Consider the following 16,081-nt stretch of genomic DNA (forward strand, 5'->3'; position numbering starts at 1 on the left):
CGCTCGGATCGCGGTGCCCTGTCGCCTCGTTTGCCCGAACGCTACCGCCTCCGGCCTGCCCCCGTGGCACGCCCGATCCGGACGGAATGCGTCAGAGCAGGCCATTCCGGTCGGCCGGACCGTCCAGGTGGAGCACGGTGGCCGTCCGCTCCGAGACCCGCGAGGTCGACCCGCCGGCGGTCTCGTTCTTGGCTCGGTTGACCACGATCGCAATGATGATGACGGCCAGCACGATCACGCCGACGATGATGCCGACGATCACCAGGGCCGTGGAGCAGCCACCGCTGTTCGACGCGGGGGCCGGCTGGAACGGCGCCGGCATCGGCTGCGGCGGCGGGGTGTGCGCCTGCGGGAAGTGCGGCGGCGGCGTCTGGAACGCCGGCGGCGGGGTCTGGTAGGCCTGCGGCTGCGGCGGCGGGGTGTGCGCCTGCTGCGGGAAGTGCGGCGGCGGCGTCTGGAACGCCGGCGGCGGGGTCTGGTAGGCCGGCGGCCGGTGGAACGGCTGCGGCGTCTGCGGGGCCTGCGGGACGGACGGGACCGGCGGGGCGGCGTGCACCGAACGCGGGCCGTCGGTGATCACCAGCGGGGAGCTGGCCGCCAGGGGGCTGCCGCCGCCCTTGGCCACCGCGATCAGCCGCTCGGCCTCGTCCCGCATCGCCGCCGCGCTCGCGAACCGGTGCGCCGGGTCCTTCCGCAGCGCCGTGGCGACGAACTCGTCGACCGCCGGGTCGAGCGCCCGGTTGAGCGTGGACGGCGCCGGCGGCTCCTCCTGGACGTGCTTGTAGGCGATCGAGAAGGCCGAGTCGCCGTCGAAGACCAGCTGGCCGGTGATCATCTCGAAGAGCATCACGCCGACCGAGTACAGGTCGGAGCGCGCGTCCACCGGCTTGCCCAGCGCCTGCTCGGGCGAGAGGTACTGCGGCGTGCCGACCACCATGCCGGTCTGGGTCATCGAGGTGACCCCGCTCTCCAGCGCGCGGGCGATGCCGAAGTCCATGACCTTGACGACGCCCTTGCGGTCGAACATGACGTTGCCGGGCTTGATGTCACGGTGCACCAGGCCCTGGTCGTGCGAGGCCTCCAGCGCGTTCAGCACGCCGACGGTGACCCGCAGCGCCTCCTCGACGGGCATCGCGCCGTGCTGGGCGACCGCCTCGTTGATCGCGTCCCGCAGGCCCTTGCCGTCGACCAGCTGCATCACGATGTACGGCGTGGTGGAGCCGTCGGGGGCCACGTCCTCGCCGGTGTCGTAGACCCGGACGATGTTCTCGTGCTCCAGACGGGCCACGGCCTGCGCCTCACGGCGGAACCGCTCCTTGAACGACGCGTCCCGGCCGAGCTCGGCGTGCATGCTCTTCAGCGCCACCGGCCGCTTCAGGACGTTGTCGTACGCGAGGTGCACGGAGGCCATGCCGCCCTCGCCCAGCACCCGCTGCAGCACGTACCGGCCGTTGCCCAGGGAGTAGCCCTCGACCTCCGCGTTGCCGTGCTCGCTCATGGTCCTCTGCTCCCCCTCGTCGCGGCAGTGCCGCCGCGACCGTGACGTTCGGTCTCGTCCGTGCGTGTCCGGGCCCGGCCCGACGGCCTGCCCGACCCCTGTCGCGGCGCTCGCCCGGCCTGCGACAGGGGCCCAGGGTATCGGCTCGCGGCGCCGGTGATCGGCTCAGGGCCGACACTGTGTCCGGTCCGCGACCCGGTACCGGTCGGTAGTGCGTTCGACACCGGGTCGTCGTGGTACGCCCGATGCCGTGACGGCCGCCGCGGTGCGGCGGCGCGCCGTCCCGCGGTGTCCCGCCGGGCCTACAGGTACGGGCCGGAACGGATGCCGCGGCCCTCGCCCGGGTCGTCGCCCTCCGGCTCGCCGCCGTGCAGACCGGGCGGCAGCGCCCGCCGCATCTGCTCCAGCTGCGCCCGCGCCGCCATCTGCTGCGCGAACAGGGCGGTCTGGATGCCGTGGAACAGGCCCTCCAGCCACCCCACCAGCTGCGCCTGCGCGATCCGCAGCTCGGCCTCGGTCGGGATCGAGTCCTCGGTGAACGGCAGCGAGAGCCGTTCCAGCTCCGCGACCAGCTCGGGCGCCAGGCCGAGCTCCAGCTCCTTGATCGAACTGGCGTGGATGTCCTTCAGCCGGGCCCGGCTGGCCTCGTCGAGGGGGGCCGCCCGGACCTCCTCCAGCAGCTGCTTGATCATGCTGCCGATCCGCATCACCTTGGCCGGCTGCTCGACCATCTCGGTCACCGGCAGTTCACGCGGGCCGTCACCGTCGTCGTTCCCCGGCGAACCGGGGAACCCGTGGCCCACCGGCAGGCCGTCCGGTCCGACGATCAGCACCTTCTGGCCGTCCTGCGACTGCCCGCCCATGCCCTGGTAGAGCTCCTGCGACGAGCGCTCGTTCATCGGATTCGTCATGAATCACATTCTCCCTCACTGGGGTTGGTCGGGTGGAGGCCCCCGACCGCACCGCCCCGGACCGGCATCGGCCGCCGCACGCGTACCGCCGCCTGCCCGGACACGACGCTACGCCCCCCGGGCGGGCCGCCGGTATCCGTACGGATACTCAGTTCGCCCGGGGCCGGGGCACGCCCGCCACCGCGGGTGCCGACCGACCTCCCCGGCCCGGGCGCCGCTCAGTTCCTGCGCAGCCGGAGGCCGATCAGCCCCAGGCCGCAGCCGATCAGGCCGAGGCCGGCGCCGAGCGGCAGCTGGAGGGTGGAGGCGTCGTGCCAGCGGGCGGGCAGCACGACCGGGGCCGCCACGGCCTGCGCGTCGGGCCGGCCGAGCGCCACCACCGCGCTCCCCGTGGTGTCGGCGGAGTCGGTCGGCCCCCCGGCACCGGCGGGGTCCGCCCCGGGGGCGGCGGTCGCGGAGGGCTGCTCCGGCGGCTGCTCGACGGAGTGCTCCCGGCCGCGCTCCGGCGCGGACCGCACACGTTCGGGCGCCGAGCCCGGGCGGTGCCGGAACCACTTCTGGTCCCGATCGGCCCGGAGCCCGCCGGCGCCGGGCCGGGGGTGAGCGCTCTGGACCCGCGGCGGCGTGACGGCGGTCGGGGTCGCCGCGGTGGCGACGGCGGTCGCCGACACGGCCGGGACGGGAGACGTGACCGGCGGCGTGTCCGGCGTGTCCGGCGTGTCCGGCGCGGCCGAGGGCTCCGGCTCCGGCTCCGGGGCGGGAACGGGCCCCGGCGCGGCCGGCCCCGTGGCGGCGGGTCGCGGGGTGGACGGCTCCGAGGTCACCGGCCCGGTGGCGGCGGGCCCGGAGACCGGGGCCGGCGAGGCGGCGGGCCCGGTGGCGGCTCCACCGGACGGCCCGGACGGCCCCGCCGGGGCCGGGGAGGGCGAACCGGAACGCACCACCCCGCCCGAGGGCAGCGCCGCGCCCGGCTCCGCCGACACGCCCGCCCCGCCCGCCGCGGCAGGTTCGTCCGCCGCGGGGGGTTCGTCCGCCCCGGCGGTCCCGGACAGCGTGCCGGACCCGGTCGAGGGGGGCGGGGCGAGGGAGGCGGGCCGGACGGCGGCGCCGGGTCCGACCGGGGCGGCGACCGCCACCGGGACCGTCAGCGGCACCGCGAGACCGAGCACCGCCACCGCCAGCAGGCGCCGCGAGCACCGCTCGGCGCGCCGGGCGAGGACACGCCCGGCGCGGCGGGAACGGCGGTGCGACAACGCTGCGGGCAGCGGCCCGAGGAACGCGTACGAAGGTGCGGCCACGATCGAGGTCCTTCCGCGACGGCCGACCGCGCAGGGCGGGTCGGCGGCGGGACAGCTCCCGAACAGCCTCACACAATCCGACATTCAGGGCATTTCGAACCATCCTGGGCCGTTCGCCCCCCGGTTCCCGCCCGCCCTCGGACCCGGCCCCGTCAGGCCCGCAGCACCACCTTGCCGACCTGCTCGCCGGCCTCCAGTGCCCGGTGCGCGGCGGCCGCGTCGGCCAGCGGCACCACCCGGTCGATCACCGGCTTCACCACGCCCGACTCCACCAGCGGCCAGACGTGCTCGCGCACCGCCGCCACGATCGCCGCCTTCTCGGCGAGCGGCCGGCCGCGCAGGTTGGTGGCGATCACCGCGCCGCGCTTGCGCAGCAGGGTGTTCAGGTTGAGCTCGCCCTGCACGCCGCCCTGCAGCCCGATGATCACCAGCCGCCCGTTGACCGCCAGCGCGTCCACGTTCCGCTGCAGGTACCGGGCGCCCATGATGTCCAGGATCACGTCCGCCCCGGCCCCGTCGGTGGCCTCCCGCAGCACCTCGACGAAGTCCTGCTCCCGGTAGTCGATCAGGACGTCGGCGCCCAGCTCCGCGCACCGGGCGAGCTTCCCGGCGCTGCCCGCCGTCACCGCCACCCGGGCGCCGACCGCCTTGGCCAGCTGGATCGCCATCGTCCCGATGCCGCTGGCGCCGCCGTGCACCAGCACGGTCTCGCCCGGACGCAGGTTGGCGGTGAGGAACACGTTGGACCAGACGGTGCAGGCGACCTCCGGCAGCGCGGCGGCCTCCTCCGGGGTCAGCCCCTTCGGTACCGGCAGCAGCTGCCCGACCGGGACCGCCACCCGCTCCGCGTACCCGCCGCCGACCAGCAGCGCGCAGACCTCGTCGCCGACCGCCCAGCCGGCCACCCCGGGACCCAGGGCGGTGATCCGGCCCGCGCACTCCAGACCGGGGTAGGGCGAGCTGCCGGGCGGCGGGTTGTAGAGGCCCTGCCGCTGGAGCAGGTCGGCGCGGTTGACGGCGGTCGCCGCCACCTCGACCAGGACCTCGCCCTCACCGGGCACCGGATCCGGCACCTCGGCCCAGACCAGCGCCTCGGGCCCACCGGGTTCAGGAATCGTCATCGCATGCATGATCCCGACGCTACTCCGCGGCACCCCGGTCGGGACCGCTCCCGGTGCCCGCCCGACCGGATCCGGTCGGGCCCGTCGCGTCAGCCCGCCAGATCCGGCAGCACCACGGCGCCCGGCAGCCCGGCCAGCACCCGGCCCGGCAGGATCAGCTTGCCCCGCCGCCGCCCGCTGCCCACCAGCACGTACGGCGTCGCGGCCACCGCCTCGTCGACCAGCAGCGGCCAGTCCGCGGGCAGACCGACCGGGGTGATGCCGCCGTACTCCATGCCGCTCGCGGCGACGGCCGTGTCCATCGGCGCGAACGACGCCTTGCGGGCCTCCAGGTGCCGGCGGACCGCGCGGTTGACGTCCACCCGGGTGGTCGCCAGTGCCAGGCAGGCGGCCAGGGTCGTCCCGCCGCCGCGCTTGGCGGCGACCACCACGCAGTTCGCCGAGGCCTCCGGCGGGACGCCGTAGGTCTCGCAGAAGACGGCGGTGTCGGCCTTCTCCGGGTCGGTGTCCACGTACAGCACGGACCGGGCGGCCTCCCGGTCGTCCCAGTTCTTGAGGGCGTCCGCCACCGGCCCGGCCAGCTGGTCGACCACGTCCAGCGCGGGTCCGAAGGCGTCGAAGGTGCCGAAGGGGAGCTGCGGTTGATCGGTCATGGTGCCCGACCCTACGGGCAACCGGATCACTTGATGACGATCACCCGGTCGGTCAGCTGCAGCGTCTGCGCCTCCTGCTCGGTGTAGTTGATCACCCGGCGGCCGCGGACCACCGCCACCACCAGGTCCTCGCACTCCCGCGGGCTGTGCCCGGCCTCGGCCCGGGTGACGGGGCGCTCGATCACGTCCAGGCCGTTGCCGTAGGTCAGCAGGTCCTCCATGACCTCGCCGGCGTGCGGGCTGAGCATCGACATGCCGAGCAGCCGGCCGGCCGAACTGGAGCTGGTGACCACGACGTCCGCGCCGCTCTGCCGGAGCAGCGGGGCGTTCTCGTCCTCGCGGACGGCGGCGACGATGGTGGCCGCCCTGGTGAGCTGGCGCGCCGTCAGGGTGACCAGTGCGGCGGTGTCGTCCCGCTCCGGCGCGACCACCACCCGGGCGGCGGTGGGCAGTCCGGCACGGATCAGGGTGTCGGTCCGGGTGGCGTCGCCGACCACGCCGACCAGGCCGTGCTGGGCGGCCTGGTCGACCACCTTGCGCTGCGGGTCGACCACCACGATCTCGTCCTTGCGCACTCCCTGGCCGAGCAGCGTGTCGACGGCGCTGCGGCCCTTGGTGCCGTAGCCGATCACGACGGTGTGCTCGCGCACGGTGGACCTCCAGCGGTTCAACCGCCACTGTTGACGGGTGCGTTCGGTGAGCACCTCAAGGGTGGTGCCGACCAGGATGATCAGGAAGACCACCCGGAGCGGCGTGATCACGAAGATGTTGGTGAGGCGGGCACCCTCGCTGTACGGGGTGATGTCGCCGTACCCGGTGGTGGAGAGCGTCACGGTGGCGTAGTACGCCGCGTCGAGGAAGCTCAGCCCGCCGCCGGCGTTGTCGTTGTAGCCGTCGCGGTCCAGCCAGACGACCAACGTGGTGGCCAGCAGCACGGCGAGCGCGATCAGCAGCCGGACGCCGACCTGCCGGACGGCGGGCGCCGACCGCCGGGCCGGCAGCACGATCCCGGCGTCCGCCCAGGGCTCGGTCCCGGGGGTGAGCGGGCCGGGGAACCGCTCGCGCCTGCGTCGGGTGTTCACGGGGCCTCCACCAGTTCGATCAGGTCGCCGGCCGCCGCGCCGCCGGGCGGCACCACCGCCAGTGCGTCGGCCCGGGCCAGACCCCGGAGCATCGCCGGTCCGTCGTACCGGAGCTGGACGATCCCTCGGTCGGTGCGCAGGACCGGGAGCAGCCGGGTGTCCGCCGGGTGCCCGGGCAGGTCGTCGACGGCCGCCGCCCGGACCGGGCGGGCGGTGGAGCGGCCGGCCAGCCCGTGCAGCAGCGGCAGTGCGAGCGTGACCGCCCCCGCCACGGCGGCCAGCGGATTGCCGGGCAGGCCCACCAGGTGGCGACCGCCGGGCAGTTCGGCGAGCAGCATCGGATGGCCGGGGCGCACGGCGACCCCGTCCACCAGCAGCCGGGCGCCGACCTCGGCGAGCGCCCGGTGCAGGTAGTCCACCGGTCCGGCGGCCGTGCCGCCGGTGGTGACCACCACGTCGGCGGTGGAGTGCCGCAGGGCGTCCCGCAGTAGACCGAAGTCGTCCCGGACGGCGCGCGGTTCGCCGGTCGTGGCCCCGGCGGCGCACAGCCACGGCGGCAGCAGCGGGCCGAGCGCGTCCCGGACCAGGCCGGGCCGGGGCAGGCCGGAGCCGAGCAGTTCGTCGCCGAGGACCAGCAGCTCGACCACCGGGCGGCGGCGGACGGTCAGCAGGTCGTGGCCGCAGGCGGCCGCCAGGCCCAGCACGGCCGGACCGACCGGGGTGCCGGCCGGGAGCAGCGGCTCGCCGAGCCGGCACTCCTGGCCGCGCGGGCGGACGTCCTGGCCGGTGGTCAGCGAGCCGGGCGTGCGGTCGTACAGCAACGGGCCGGCCGGCTCGCCGTGCTCCCGGCGGAGTACGGCGGTGGCGCCGGGGGGCAGTTGGGCGCCGGTGGCGATCTCCACGGCGGCTCCGTCGGCGAGCGCCCCGGTGGCCGGCCGGCCGGCCAGCTGCCGTCCGGCCACCCGCCAGGGGCCGGGGCCGGCGACCGCCCAGCCGTCCATGGCCGAGGTGTCGAAGGCGGGCAGGTCCGTGAGCGCGGCGAGCGGCTCGGCGAGGGTGTGGCCGAGCGCCCCGGCCAGCGGCAGGCGCAGCGGCGGCAGCGGCGTCCGGCCGGCCCGGCGGGCGGCGTCCCTGGCCCGCGCCCAGCTCGTCGGTCGGGCAGGGGCCGGCGGCTGGTCGAGCACGGCGAGCTCCTCCACCGTGCTCACGTCCGCCCCGGCTCGGCGTCCGCCGCCCACCGCTCGGCGAGTGCGGCGGTCCGCCGGGCCGCCTCGGCGACGGCCCCGGGGCCGCCGCCCTGCCGGGCGGCCGCGTAGCCGATCAGAAAGGCGGTCAGCGGCGCGGCGGGCCGGGCCACCCCGTGGGCGACCACCCGGGCCAGGTCGAGCAGTCCGTGGACGTCGACGTCCAGGTCGATGTCCAGCTCGGCCCGGACCTCGGCGATCCAGTCATCCAGCGTGCGCTCCATGCGCCCATGCTGCCCGATCGGTGGTTTCCCCGGCATGTTTGCCCGGTGAGCGGCGCGCGTCGTTTCGCTCACGCCCAGGCGCCGGCGCACGTGAGCGGGCCGGAGGTGGGGGCCGGGGGTGGGCCGGGCGGCGGGCTAGGCGGTGGGTCCGGTGGTGTCGCGTTCGCGGGCCCGGGCCAGGTCCTCCCAGGTGTCGCAGTCGTACGTGACGTCGTCGGTGTCGGCCAGCCGGAGGGTGCGCAGCCCGCCGGTCAGGCGGCGCAGCGGCAGCCCCGCGGGGTCTCCGGCGGCGGCCAGCGCGGCCCGCAGGGCGGCGGCGCGGTAGGCGGCGGCCAGCGGCTGGTCACGTCCGCCGGCGTCGACCAGGACGGCCGCCTCGGTGTCCGGCGCGGCGGCGTCGAGGGCGGCGGCCAGCCGGTGGACGGTCCGCTCGTCGAGGAACGGCAGGTCGGCGGCGAACAGCAGCACCAGGTCGGCGGTCACCTCGGCCAGGCCGGCGGCCACGGCGGCCACCGGCCCGCCGCCGGGCGGCCGTTCACGGGTCCACCGGACGCCGGGGCGGGCGGTGGACCGGGCCGGGCCGACCACGACGGTGGTGCGGGCTCCGGCGCAGGCCGCGAGCACCCGGTCCAGCAGGGTGGCCTCGCCCACGGTCAGGCCGGGCTTGTCCGCCCCGCCGAGCCGCCGGGCGGCGCCGCCGGCCGGGACGATCACGTCGTACGGGGTCATGCCGCCAGTATCCGCCGGACGGGTCAGGACCCGTCCGACCCGGCCCCCGGCTCCTTCGCAGGCCCGTCCGGCCCGGCGGCGGTCTCCCCCGGCGCGTCCGGCTCCGCGGACTCCTCCGGGCCACCCGGCTCCGTGGTCTCCTCCGGGCCACCCGGCTCCGCAGGTTCCGCCGGCCCTGCCGCCCGCGCCGTGTTGGCGGCGGCGCTCAGCTCCAGCACCGCCGGGAGGGTCAGCTCCCCGTACCGCTCGTTCACCGCCGCGGCCAGCGCCTCCGGGTCGTCCGGGTGCTCGGCCAGCAGACGGTCGAAGTCCTGCAGGTACTCGCCGGTGAAGGCGAGCACCCGGGCCGCCTCGTCGCCCTGCTCCGGCGCTCGGTGCCCGGCGATCACCCGCTCGACCCCGAGGTCGGCGATCCGGCCGAGGTTGCGGGTCCACGCGGTGCGCTGCTCCGGCGTGGTGTCGGCGGTCCAGACGTGGGTGCCGTTGTAGACGAAGTCCCCGGCGATCACGGTGCGGATGCTCGGCACGTGGACCACCGTGGAGCCGTCGCAGTCGCCCTGGCCGAGCAGCAGCACCGGGATCACCTGGCGGTCGAGCATCAGCGGCTGGGGCAGCAGCGGGGCCGGCACCAGCGGGTGGTCCGGGATGTCGTCCCCGAAGACCGGCTTCCACTGGGCGACCTTGGCGGCGGCGGTGCGCAGGATGCCGTCCACCACCGGCGGAGCGGCCAGCAGCTGTGCCTCGGGGAAGAGCCGGAGCACCTCCTCGGCACCGAAGTAGTGGTCCGGGTGGTGGTGGGTGACCACGATGGCGAGCAGCCGGCGGCCCTTGCCGGCGACCCACTCGGCCAGCTCGCGGCCGGCGCTGCGGGTCAGCTGGGCGTCGACCAGGATCGCGGTGCGCTCGCCGAGGATCAGCGTGGAGGTGGCGAAGAAGGCCGACTCGGGGCCGGTGAAGACGGCGGTCTCCAGCGGTCGGACCGGCGGTTCGGCGGCGGCTCCGTCGGCCGCGTCCACCGGGGCCGCCGCGTCCACCGGGGCGGCGTTCTCCTCGGGCGAGGACGACGTCACTGGCTGCTCCCTCTGGTCTGCGGTCCTGTTCGGCGGTCCTGTTCGGCGGTCCGGCCTGCGGTCCGGTCGGCCGGTTGCCCGGTCGGCCGGTTGCCCGGCGCTCCCGCACCTCGGACCCGGCGGGGGCCGGGCCGCGGTCCGGCCTGCGGTACGGCCGGGCGGGTGGCGGGTCGGACGGCCGTCGTCCGGGTCCCCGCGCCCTACAGCATGGGAGTACGGCGCGCCGAAAGCGCGGAAGGCGCGCCCGACGGGGCACGCCTTCCCACTCGCGGTTCCGGGCCCGGCCCGGAACCCGGCCGCTCCGGCCGGCTCAGGCCTTCCGGCCGGTCAGCCGGGCCACCCGGTCGGCGACACCCCAGGAGGTGACCTTCCAGAGCGCCTCGACCACGATGTGCCGGCTCATCTTGGACGCGCCCAGCTCCCGCTCGACGAAGGTGATCGGCACCTCGGCCACCTTGAAGCCGGCCTTCACCGTCCGCCACGCCAGGTCGACCTGGAAGCAGTACCCGGCGGAGGCGACCTCGTCCATGCCCAGGCCCAGCAGGGTCTCCTTGCGGAACGCCCGGTAGCCGCCGGTGACGTCCCGGATCGGCACGCCGAGCATGAGCCGCGAGTAGGTCGAGCCGCCGCGGGAGAGCAGCAGGCGAGACTTCGGCCAGTTCACCACCCGGCCGCCCGGCACCCAGCGCGAGCCCAGCACCAGGTCGGCGCCGCGCAGCGCGGTCAGCAGCCGGTCCAGTTCCTCGGGGCGGTGCGAGCCGTCGGCGTCCATCTCGACCAGCACGTCGTAGCCCTGGTCGATGCCCCAGCGGAAGCCCGCCAGGTAGGCGGCGCCCAGGCCCTCCTTGCCCTTGCGGTGCAGGACGTGGACGTGCGGGTCCTCGGCGGCCAGCTTGTCGGCCAGCTCACCGGTGCCGTCCGGGCTGTTGTCGTCGGCGACCAGGACGTGGACCTCGGGAACGGCGGCGCGGACCCTGCCGACGATCGACTCGACGTTCTCCGCCTCGTTGAAGGTCGGGATGATCACCAGCACCCTGCCGAGATCAGCAAAACTCTGCTGGTTGACGGTCACGTACTAACCTCTCGGCCGGTGGCGGGAAGTGCCAGTCACCGTTGCCCGCACTCATCAGAAGACGCGGTCCCCGGCGGCGTCCCGCCGACCTGGAGACCACTGTGGAAAACACTGGGTCCTGGCATCCTACTACCGCGTCATCGGACTGCCCCGCCGCCCGAGGCACTCCCGGTCGGTACCGGCCGTTTCCCCCGGGGAGGGGCCGGTCGGCTAGGGTCGATGCCCGGCCTTTGCCCGGATCGCCCGCCCGTCCGGGGACCGCCGCCCGGCGGCAGGGACCCGTCAGCCACTGCAGCAAAGGAGCAGGACCGCGCCCATGGACAAGCTCGTCAACACCGTCCGCCCGTACGCCTGGGGATCGGTCACCGCACTCCCCGAGCTGCTCGGACAGGAGCCGACCGGCGAACCGCAGGCCGAGCTCTGGATGGGCGCCCACCCCGGCGACCCCTCCCGGGCCGACCGGGGCGACGGGCCGCGCCGGCTGGACGAGCTGATCGCCGCCGACCCGGAACGCGAGCTGGGCGCCGCCTCGGTGGCCAGGTTCGGGCCCACGCTGCCGTTCCTGCTCAAGGTGCTCGCGCCCGGCATCCCGATCTCCATCCAGGCCCACCCCTCGCTCGACCAGGCGCGGGCCGGGTACGCCGCCGAGAACGCCCGGGGCATCCCGCTGGACGCCCCGCACCGGAACTACCGCGACGACAACCACAAGCCCGAACTCATCTGCGCGCTCGGTGACTTCGACGGCCTCTGCGGCTTCCGCCGGCCCGCCGGGGCGGCCGCGCTGCTGGCCGGGCTGCGGGTGCCCGCGCTGGAGCCGCTGATCGCCCTGCTGGGGGCCGGCGACGAGGCCGAGGCGCTCAGCCGTGCCCTGGCCGCCGCCCTCGACCTGGACGGTCCGGCCGCCGGGGCCGCGGTCCGGGACACCGCCGAGGCGGTCGACAAGGCCGCCGCCGAGGACCCGGACGGCCCGTACGCCCCGTACACCCGGATCACCCGCGACTTCCCGGGGGACCGCGGGCTGATCGCCGGCCTGCTGCTCAACCACGTCCGGCTCCGGGCCGGTCAGGCGCTCTACCTCGGCGCCGGTGTGCCGCACGCCTACCTGCACGGCGTCTGCGTGGAACTGCAGGCCAACTCGGACAACGTGCTGCGGGCGGGGCTCACCCCCAAGCACATCGACGTGCCGGAGCTGCTCGAAGTGGTGGAGTTCGCCGCCTGCTCGCCGGCGCCGCTGCTGCCGGTACCGGTCGACGGGACGCCCGGCGAGGAGCTCTACCCCGTGCCGATCGACGAGTTCCGGCTCTCCCGGTTCGCCCTGGACGGCCGTGACCGGGAGGTGGACGGCCGGGCCCCGCAGATCCTGCTCTGCACCGCCGGGACCGCCCGGCTCACCGCCGCCGACGGCACCACCCTGGACCTCGCCCGCGGCGAGTCCGCCTTCCTGCCGGCCACCGGCACCACCACCCGCCTCACCGGCACCGGCGCCACCGTCTTCCGCGCGACCGTCACGCTCTGACGCCGGCGGGCCCGGGCGGCGTCCGCCCCGGCCCGTCCGGGTCCGCCCCTTCCGGGTCTGCCCCTCCCCCGTGCGACGGCTTCGGCCGTCAGTCCCGGGTCATGTCGACGAAGCGGGAGTAGTGGCCCTGGAAGGCCACGGTGATGGTGGCGGTGGGGCCGTTTCGGTGCTTGGCGACGATCAGGTCGGCCTCGCCCGCCCGCGGTGACTCCTTCTCGTAGGCGTCCTCGCGGTGGAGCAGGATGACCATGTCGGCGTCCTGCTCGATCGAGCCGGACTCACGCAGGTCGGAGACCATCGGCCGCTTGTCGGTGCGCTGCTCGGGGCCACGGTTCAGCTGGGAGAGCGCGATCACCGGCACCTCCAGCTCCTTGGCCAGCAGCTTGAGGTTTCGCGACATGTCGGAGACCTCCTGCTGGCGGTTCTCGGCCCGGCGGGAGCCGCCGGACTGCATCAGCTGGAGGTAGTCGATGACGACGAGCTTGATGTCGTTGCGCTGCTTGAGCCGGCGGCACTTCGCGCGGATCTCCATCATCGACAGGTTCGGCGAGTCGTCGATGAAGAGCGGTGCCTCGCTGACGTCCGGCATCCGGCGGGCGACCCGGGTCCAGTCGTCGTCGGTCATGGATCCGGAGCGCATGTGGTGCAGCGCCACCCGGGCCTCCGCGGAGAGCAGGCGCATGGCGATCTCGTTGCGGCCCATTTCGAGCGAGAAGATCACGCTCGGCAGCTTGTGCTGGATCGAGCAGGCCCGGGCGAAGTCCAGCGCCAGGGTGGACTTTCCCATGGCGGGACGCGCCGCGATGACGATCATCTGACCGGGGTGCAGGCCGTTGGTCAGGGCGTCGAAGTCGGCGAAGCCGGTCGGGACGCCGGACATCTGGCCGTTGCGGGAGCCGATCGACTCGATCTCGTCGAGGGCGCCCTCCATGATGTCGGCGAGCGGTGCGTAGTCCTCGTTGGTGCGCTGCTCGGTGACGGCGTAGATCTCCGCCTGGGCCGCGTTGACGATCTCGTCGACGTCGCCCTCGGCGGCGTAGCCCATGCCGGCGATCCGGGTGCCGGCCTCGACCAGCCGGCGCAGCACCGCGCGCTCGTGGACGATCTGGGCGTAGTACTCGGCGTTGGCCGCGGTGGGGACGGAGTTGACCAGGGTGTGCAGGTAGCCCGGGCCGCCGACCCGCTGGAGCTCGCCGCGCTTGGTCAGCTCGCCGGCCACGGTGATCGGGTCGGCCGGCTCGCCGCGGGCGTAGAGGTCGAGGATGGCGCCGTGGACCAGCTCGTGCGCGGGCCGGTAGTAGTCGGCCGGCTTGAGCACCTCGACCACGTCGGCGATGGCGTCCTTGGACAGCAGCATGCCGCCGAGGACGGACTGCTCGGCGGCGAGGTCCTGCGGGGGGACGCGTTCGAAGCCGTCGAGGCCGCCCTCGGCGCGCTCCTCCTCGCCGCCCTGGCGCCGCTTGCCGCCGCCGTCCCGCTGGAAGCCCCCGGAACCCCCGGAGCCTCCGGAACCGCCCTTGCCGCCCTTCTGGAAGCCGCCCCCGGAACCGCCCCCCGAGCCGCCCTGGCCCGCTCCGCCGCCGCGTCCGCGCGAGACCGGCAGCCGGTCGCCGGGGCCGTCCGGGAACGGGGCGTCGGCGAAGGCGCCGACCGGGAACGGGTCGTCGGCGGTCTGCCAGTCGTCCTCGGGCGGCGGGGCGTCGTGGTCGTCGTACTGGGGGCCGGTCACGCGTGTTCCCCGATCAGCGAGTGGTGCGAGTTGGAGCGGTCCTTGCCGGTGGCCGGCTGCGGCGGAGCCTCGTTCCGCGCCACCGCATTTCTACGCCACCGCACCGACAAATCGGACGCCGGAGCGGGTGGGAGTGTCGGGCGGAGGGCCCACGCTAAGGTGCCGGGAGCCCTTCAGCCAAGGCGGTTATCCACAGGGGGTGTGGACGAGCGGCCCACGACTGTGGAGAAGTACCGCAAACCTGTGGACGCCCCTGTGGAAAGCCCTGTGGATAACCAGACCATCGATCCACCGTCAACCCGCTGACCTGCAATTCCCTCGTCCCGGGGCTGTGCATGAGAAATACTTCACACACAGCCGGGTGGCGGTGGCCACAGACGTCGGCGAGCCGGTCGCTCACACTTCCGAGTAAGCGACGAAATGCCCTGGCGGCTGTTACCTGTGGATGAGTAGCCTGGACCCCATGACCCTCCTCACGGACCGCCGCCGGCACGACCGGGAAATCCTCGCCCTGGCCGTCCCGGCCTTCGGCGCCCTGGTCGCCGAGCCGCTCTTCCTGATGGCCGACTCGGCCGTCGTGGGCCACCTCGGCACCGCGCAGCTGGCCGGTGTCGGCGTGGCCTCGGCCGCGCTCACCACCGCCACCGGGGTCTTCGTCTTCCTCGCCTACGCCACCACCGCCGCGGTCGCCCGCCGGATCGGCGCCGGGGACCGCCGGGCCGCCGTCCAGCAGGGCATCGACGGCATCTGGCTCGCCCTGGCCCTGTCGGCCGGAGTGGTCGTCCTGACCCTGCTCCTCGCCCCCTGGGCGGCCGGGGTGCTGGGCGCCTCGCCGACGGCCGCCCCGTACGCCGTGACCTACCTGCGGATCAGTGCGCTGGGCATACCGGCGGTCCTGATGGTGATGGCGGCCACCGGTGTGCTGCGCGGTCTCCAGGACACCCGGACGCCGCTGGTGGTGGCGGTCGCCGGCTTCACCGCCAACCTCGGCCTGAACGCCGGGCTGGTGTACGGCGCCAGACTCGGCGTGGCCGGTTCGGCCTGGGGCACCGTCCTGGCACAGACCGGGATGGCCGGCGCCTACCTGTACGTGGTGGTGCGCGGTGCCCGCCGCGAGCAGGCCTCGCTGCGGCCGGACGCGGCCGGGATCCGGGCGAGCGCGAAGGCCGGCGGCCCGCTGATGGTCCGCACCCTGAGCCTGCGCGCCATCCTGATGATCGCCACCGCGGTGGCCGCCGGGCTGGGCGACGACCGGATGGCGGCGCACCAGATCGCCATGACGGTCTTCCTCTTCATCGCCTTCGCGCTGGACGCGATCGCGATCGCGGGCCAGGCCATCATCGGCCGCTACCTGGGTGCCGGGGACGTCCCGGGGGCCAGGGCCGCCACCCGGCGGATGATCGAGTGGGGCGTCGGTGCCGGTGTGCTGCTGGGCCTGCTGGTGGTGGTCGCCCGGCCGCTGTACGTCCCGCTCTTCACCCCGGACCCGGCGGTCCAGGCCCAGCTGAACACCGTCCTGCTGCTGCTCGCGCTCTGCCAGCCGGTCTCCGGGCTGGTCTTCGTCCTGGACGGGGTGCTGATGGGCGCCGGGGACGGCCCGTACCTGGCCTGGGCGATGCTCGCCACCCTCGCGGTGTTCGCGCCGGCCGCCCTCGCGGTGCCCGCGAGCGGCACCGGCCTGGCCGGGCTCTGGTGGGCGATGAACCTCTTCATGCTGGTCCGCGGCGGCTTCCTGGTCCGCCGGGCGCTGGGCGGTCGGTGGCTGGTCACCGGGGCGGTCCGGAGCTGAGGCCCGGACCGGCGGTCCCGCCCGGGAACGACCGAGGGCCGGCCTCCCCCCCCCGGGGGGGGCCGCGCACGGGGCAATGGGTCGGCGGGTCAACGGCAGGGGTGGTGCGACCACCCACGCCGCGGCGCGGGTTGGCAGGCACGCG

The 16,081-nt window shown here is 75.3% G+C and carries 12 protein-coding genes and 2 pseudogenes; 2 read left to right on the forward strand and 12 right to left on the reverse strand.

Annotated features, from left to right (window positions below; translation table 11 throughout):
- Window positions 1–91: 91 nt before the first annotated feature.
- The 11 genes and pseudogenes from ACFWOG_RS05735 to ACFWOG_RS05785 all read right to left on the reverse strand — a co-directional run bounded on the left by ACFWOG_RS05735 (window position 92) and on the right by ACFWOG_RS05785 (window position 10,902).
- Complete coding sequence (locus ACFWOG_RS05735; protein ID WP_329948368.1) at window positions 92–1,498, reverse strand: protein kinase; 1,407 nt, start codon at window positions 1,496–1,498, stop codon at window positions 92–94.
- A 302-nt stretch (window positions 1,499–1,800) separates the two neighbouring features.
- Window positions 1,801–2,409, reverse strand: a complete 609-nt coding sequence (locus ACFWOG_RS05740) for a bacterial proteasome activator family protein (RefSeq protein ID WP_380355166.1) — start codon at window positions 2,407–2,409, stop codon at window positions 1,801–1,803.
- A gap of 218 nt (window positions 2,410–2,627) precedes the next feature.
- The gene (locus tag ACFWOG_RS05745; RefSeq protein WP_380355168.1) at window positions 2,628–3,707 is read right to left on the reverse strand and encodes a hypothetical protein; all 1,080 of its coding nucleotides are present in this window, start codon (window positions 3,705–3,707) and stop codon (window positions 2,628–2,630) included.
- Window positions 3,708–3,859: 152 nt separating this feature from the next.
- Window positions 3,860–4,837: an NAD(P)H-quinone oxidoreductase gene (locus ACFWOG_RS05750; RefSeq protein ID WP_329884839.1), complete on the reverse strand. Its 978-nt coding sequence runs from the start codon at window positions 4,835–4,837 to the stop codon at window positions 3,860–3,862.
- Between the two features lie 80 nt (window positions 4,838–4,917).
- Window positions 4,918–5,481, reverse strand: coding sequence for a YbaK/EbsC family protein (locus ACFWOG_RS05755; protein WP_380355171.1), 564 nt, complete (start codon window positions 5,479–5,481; stop codon window positions 4,918–4,920).
- A 26-nt stretch (window positions 5,482–5,507) separates the two neighbouring features.
- Window positions 5,508–6,563 (reverse strand): potassium channel family protein, encoded by a 1,056-nt coding sequence (locus ACFWOG_RS05760; protein WP_380355173.1) that lies wholly within the window; start codon window positions 6,561–6,563, stop codon window positions 5,508–5,510.
- Complete coding sequence (locus ACFWOG_RS05765) at window positions 6,560–7,771, reverse strand: molybdopterin molybdotransferase MoeA (protein WP_380355176.1); 1,212 nt, start codon at window positions 7,769–7,771, stop codon at window positions 6,560–6,562. The genes ACFWOG_RS05760 and ACFWOG_RS05765 overlap by 4 nt, the downstream gene beginning before the upstream one ends.
- A pseudogene (locus ACFWOG_RS05770) lies at window positions 7,768–8,019 on the reverse strand (DUF6457 domain-containing protein); the annotation flags it as partial. The gene ACFWOG_RS05765 and the pseudogene ACFWOG_RS05770, both read right to left, overlap by 4 nt.
- 171 nt (window positions 8,020–8,190) lie before the next feature.
- Window positions 8,191–8,760: pseudogene (locus ACFWOG_RS05775) on the reverse strand (molybdenum cofactor guanylyltransferase); the annotation flags it as partial.
- A 23-nt stretch (window positions 8,761–8,783) separates the two neighbouring features.
- A complete protein-coding gene (locus ACFWOG_RS05780) occupies window positions 8,784–9,830 on the reverse strand; it encodes an MBL fold metallo-hydrolase (RefSeq protein WP_380355178.1) in 1,047 nt (348 codons plus the stop codon).
- A 310-nt stretch (window positions 9,831–10,140) separates the two neighbouring features.
- Entirely contained in the window at window positions 10,141–10,902 is a 762-nt protein-coding gene (locus ACFWOG_RS05785) for a polyprenol monophosphomannose synthase (protein ID WP_329884835.1), read from the reverse strand.
- Window positions 10,903–11,218: 316 nt separating this feature from the next.
- Here ACFWOG_RS05785 and manA point away from each other — a divergent pair, with 316 nt between their 5' ends.
- The gene (gene manA, locus ACFWOG_RS05790; protein WP_380355180.1) at window positions 11,219–12,418 is read left to right on the forward strand and encodes a mannose-6-phosphate isomerase, class I; all 1,200 of its coding nucleotides are present in this window, start codon (window positions 11,219–11,221) and stop codon (window positions 12,416–12,418) included.
- 88 nt (window positions 12,419–12,506) lie between these two features.
- Here the strand turns inward: manA and dnaB are convergent, their stop codons facing one another.
- Complete coding sequence (dnaB, locus tag ACFWOG_RS05795; RefSeq protein WP_329948397.1) at window positions 12,507–14,021, reverse strand: replicative DNA helicase; 1,515 nt, start codon at window positions 14,019–14,021, stop codon at window positions 12,507–12,509.
- A gap of 589 nt (window positions 14,022–14,610) precedes the next feature.
- Between dnaB and ACFWOG_RS05800 the strand changes: the two genes are divergently transcribed.
- Window positions 14,611–15,936, forward strand: a complete 1,326-nt coding sequence (locus tag ACFWOG_RS05800; RefSeq protein ID WP_380355183.1) for an MATE family efflux transporter — start codon at window positions 14,611–14,613, stop codon at window positions 15,934–15,936.
- The last annotated feature ends 145 nt before the right edge of the window (window positions 15,937–16,081 follow it).

The organism is Kitasatospora sp. NPDC058406 (assembly GCF_042722765.1).
Lineage (GTDB): Bacteria > Actinomycetota > Actinomycetes > Streptomycetales > Streptomycetaceae > Kitasatospora.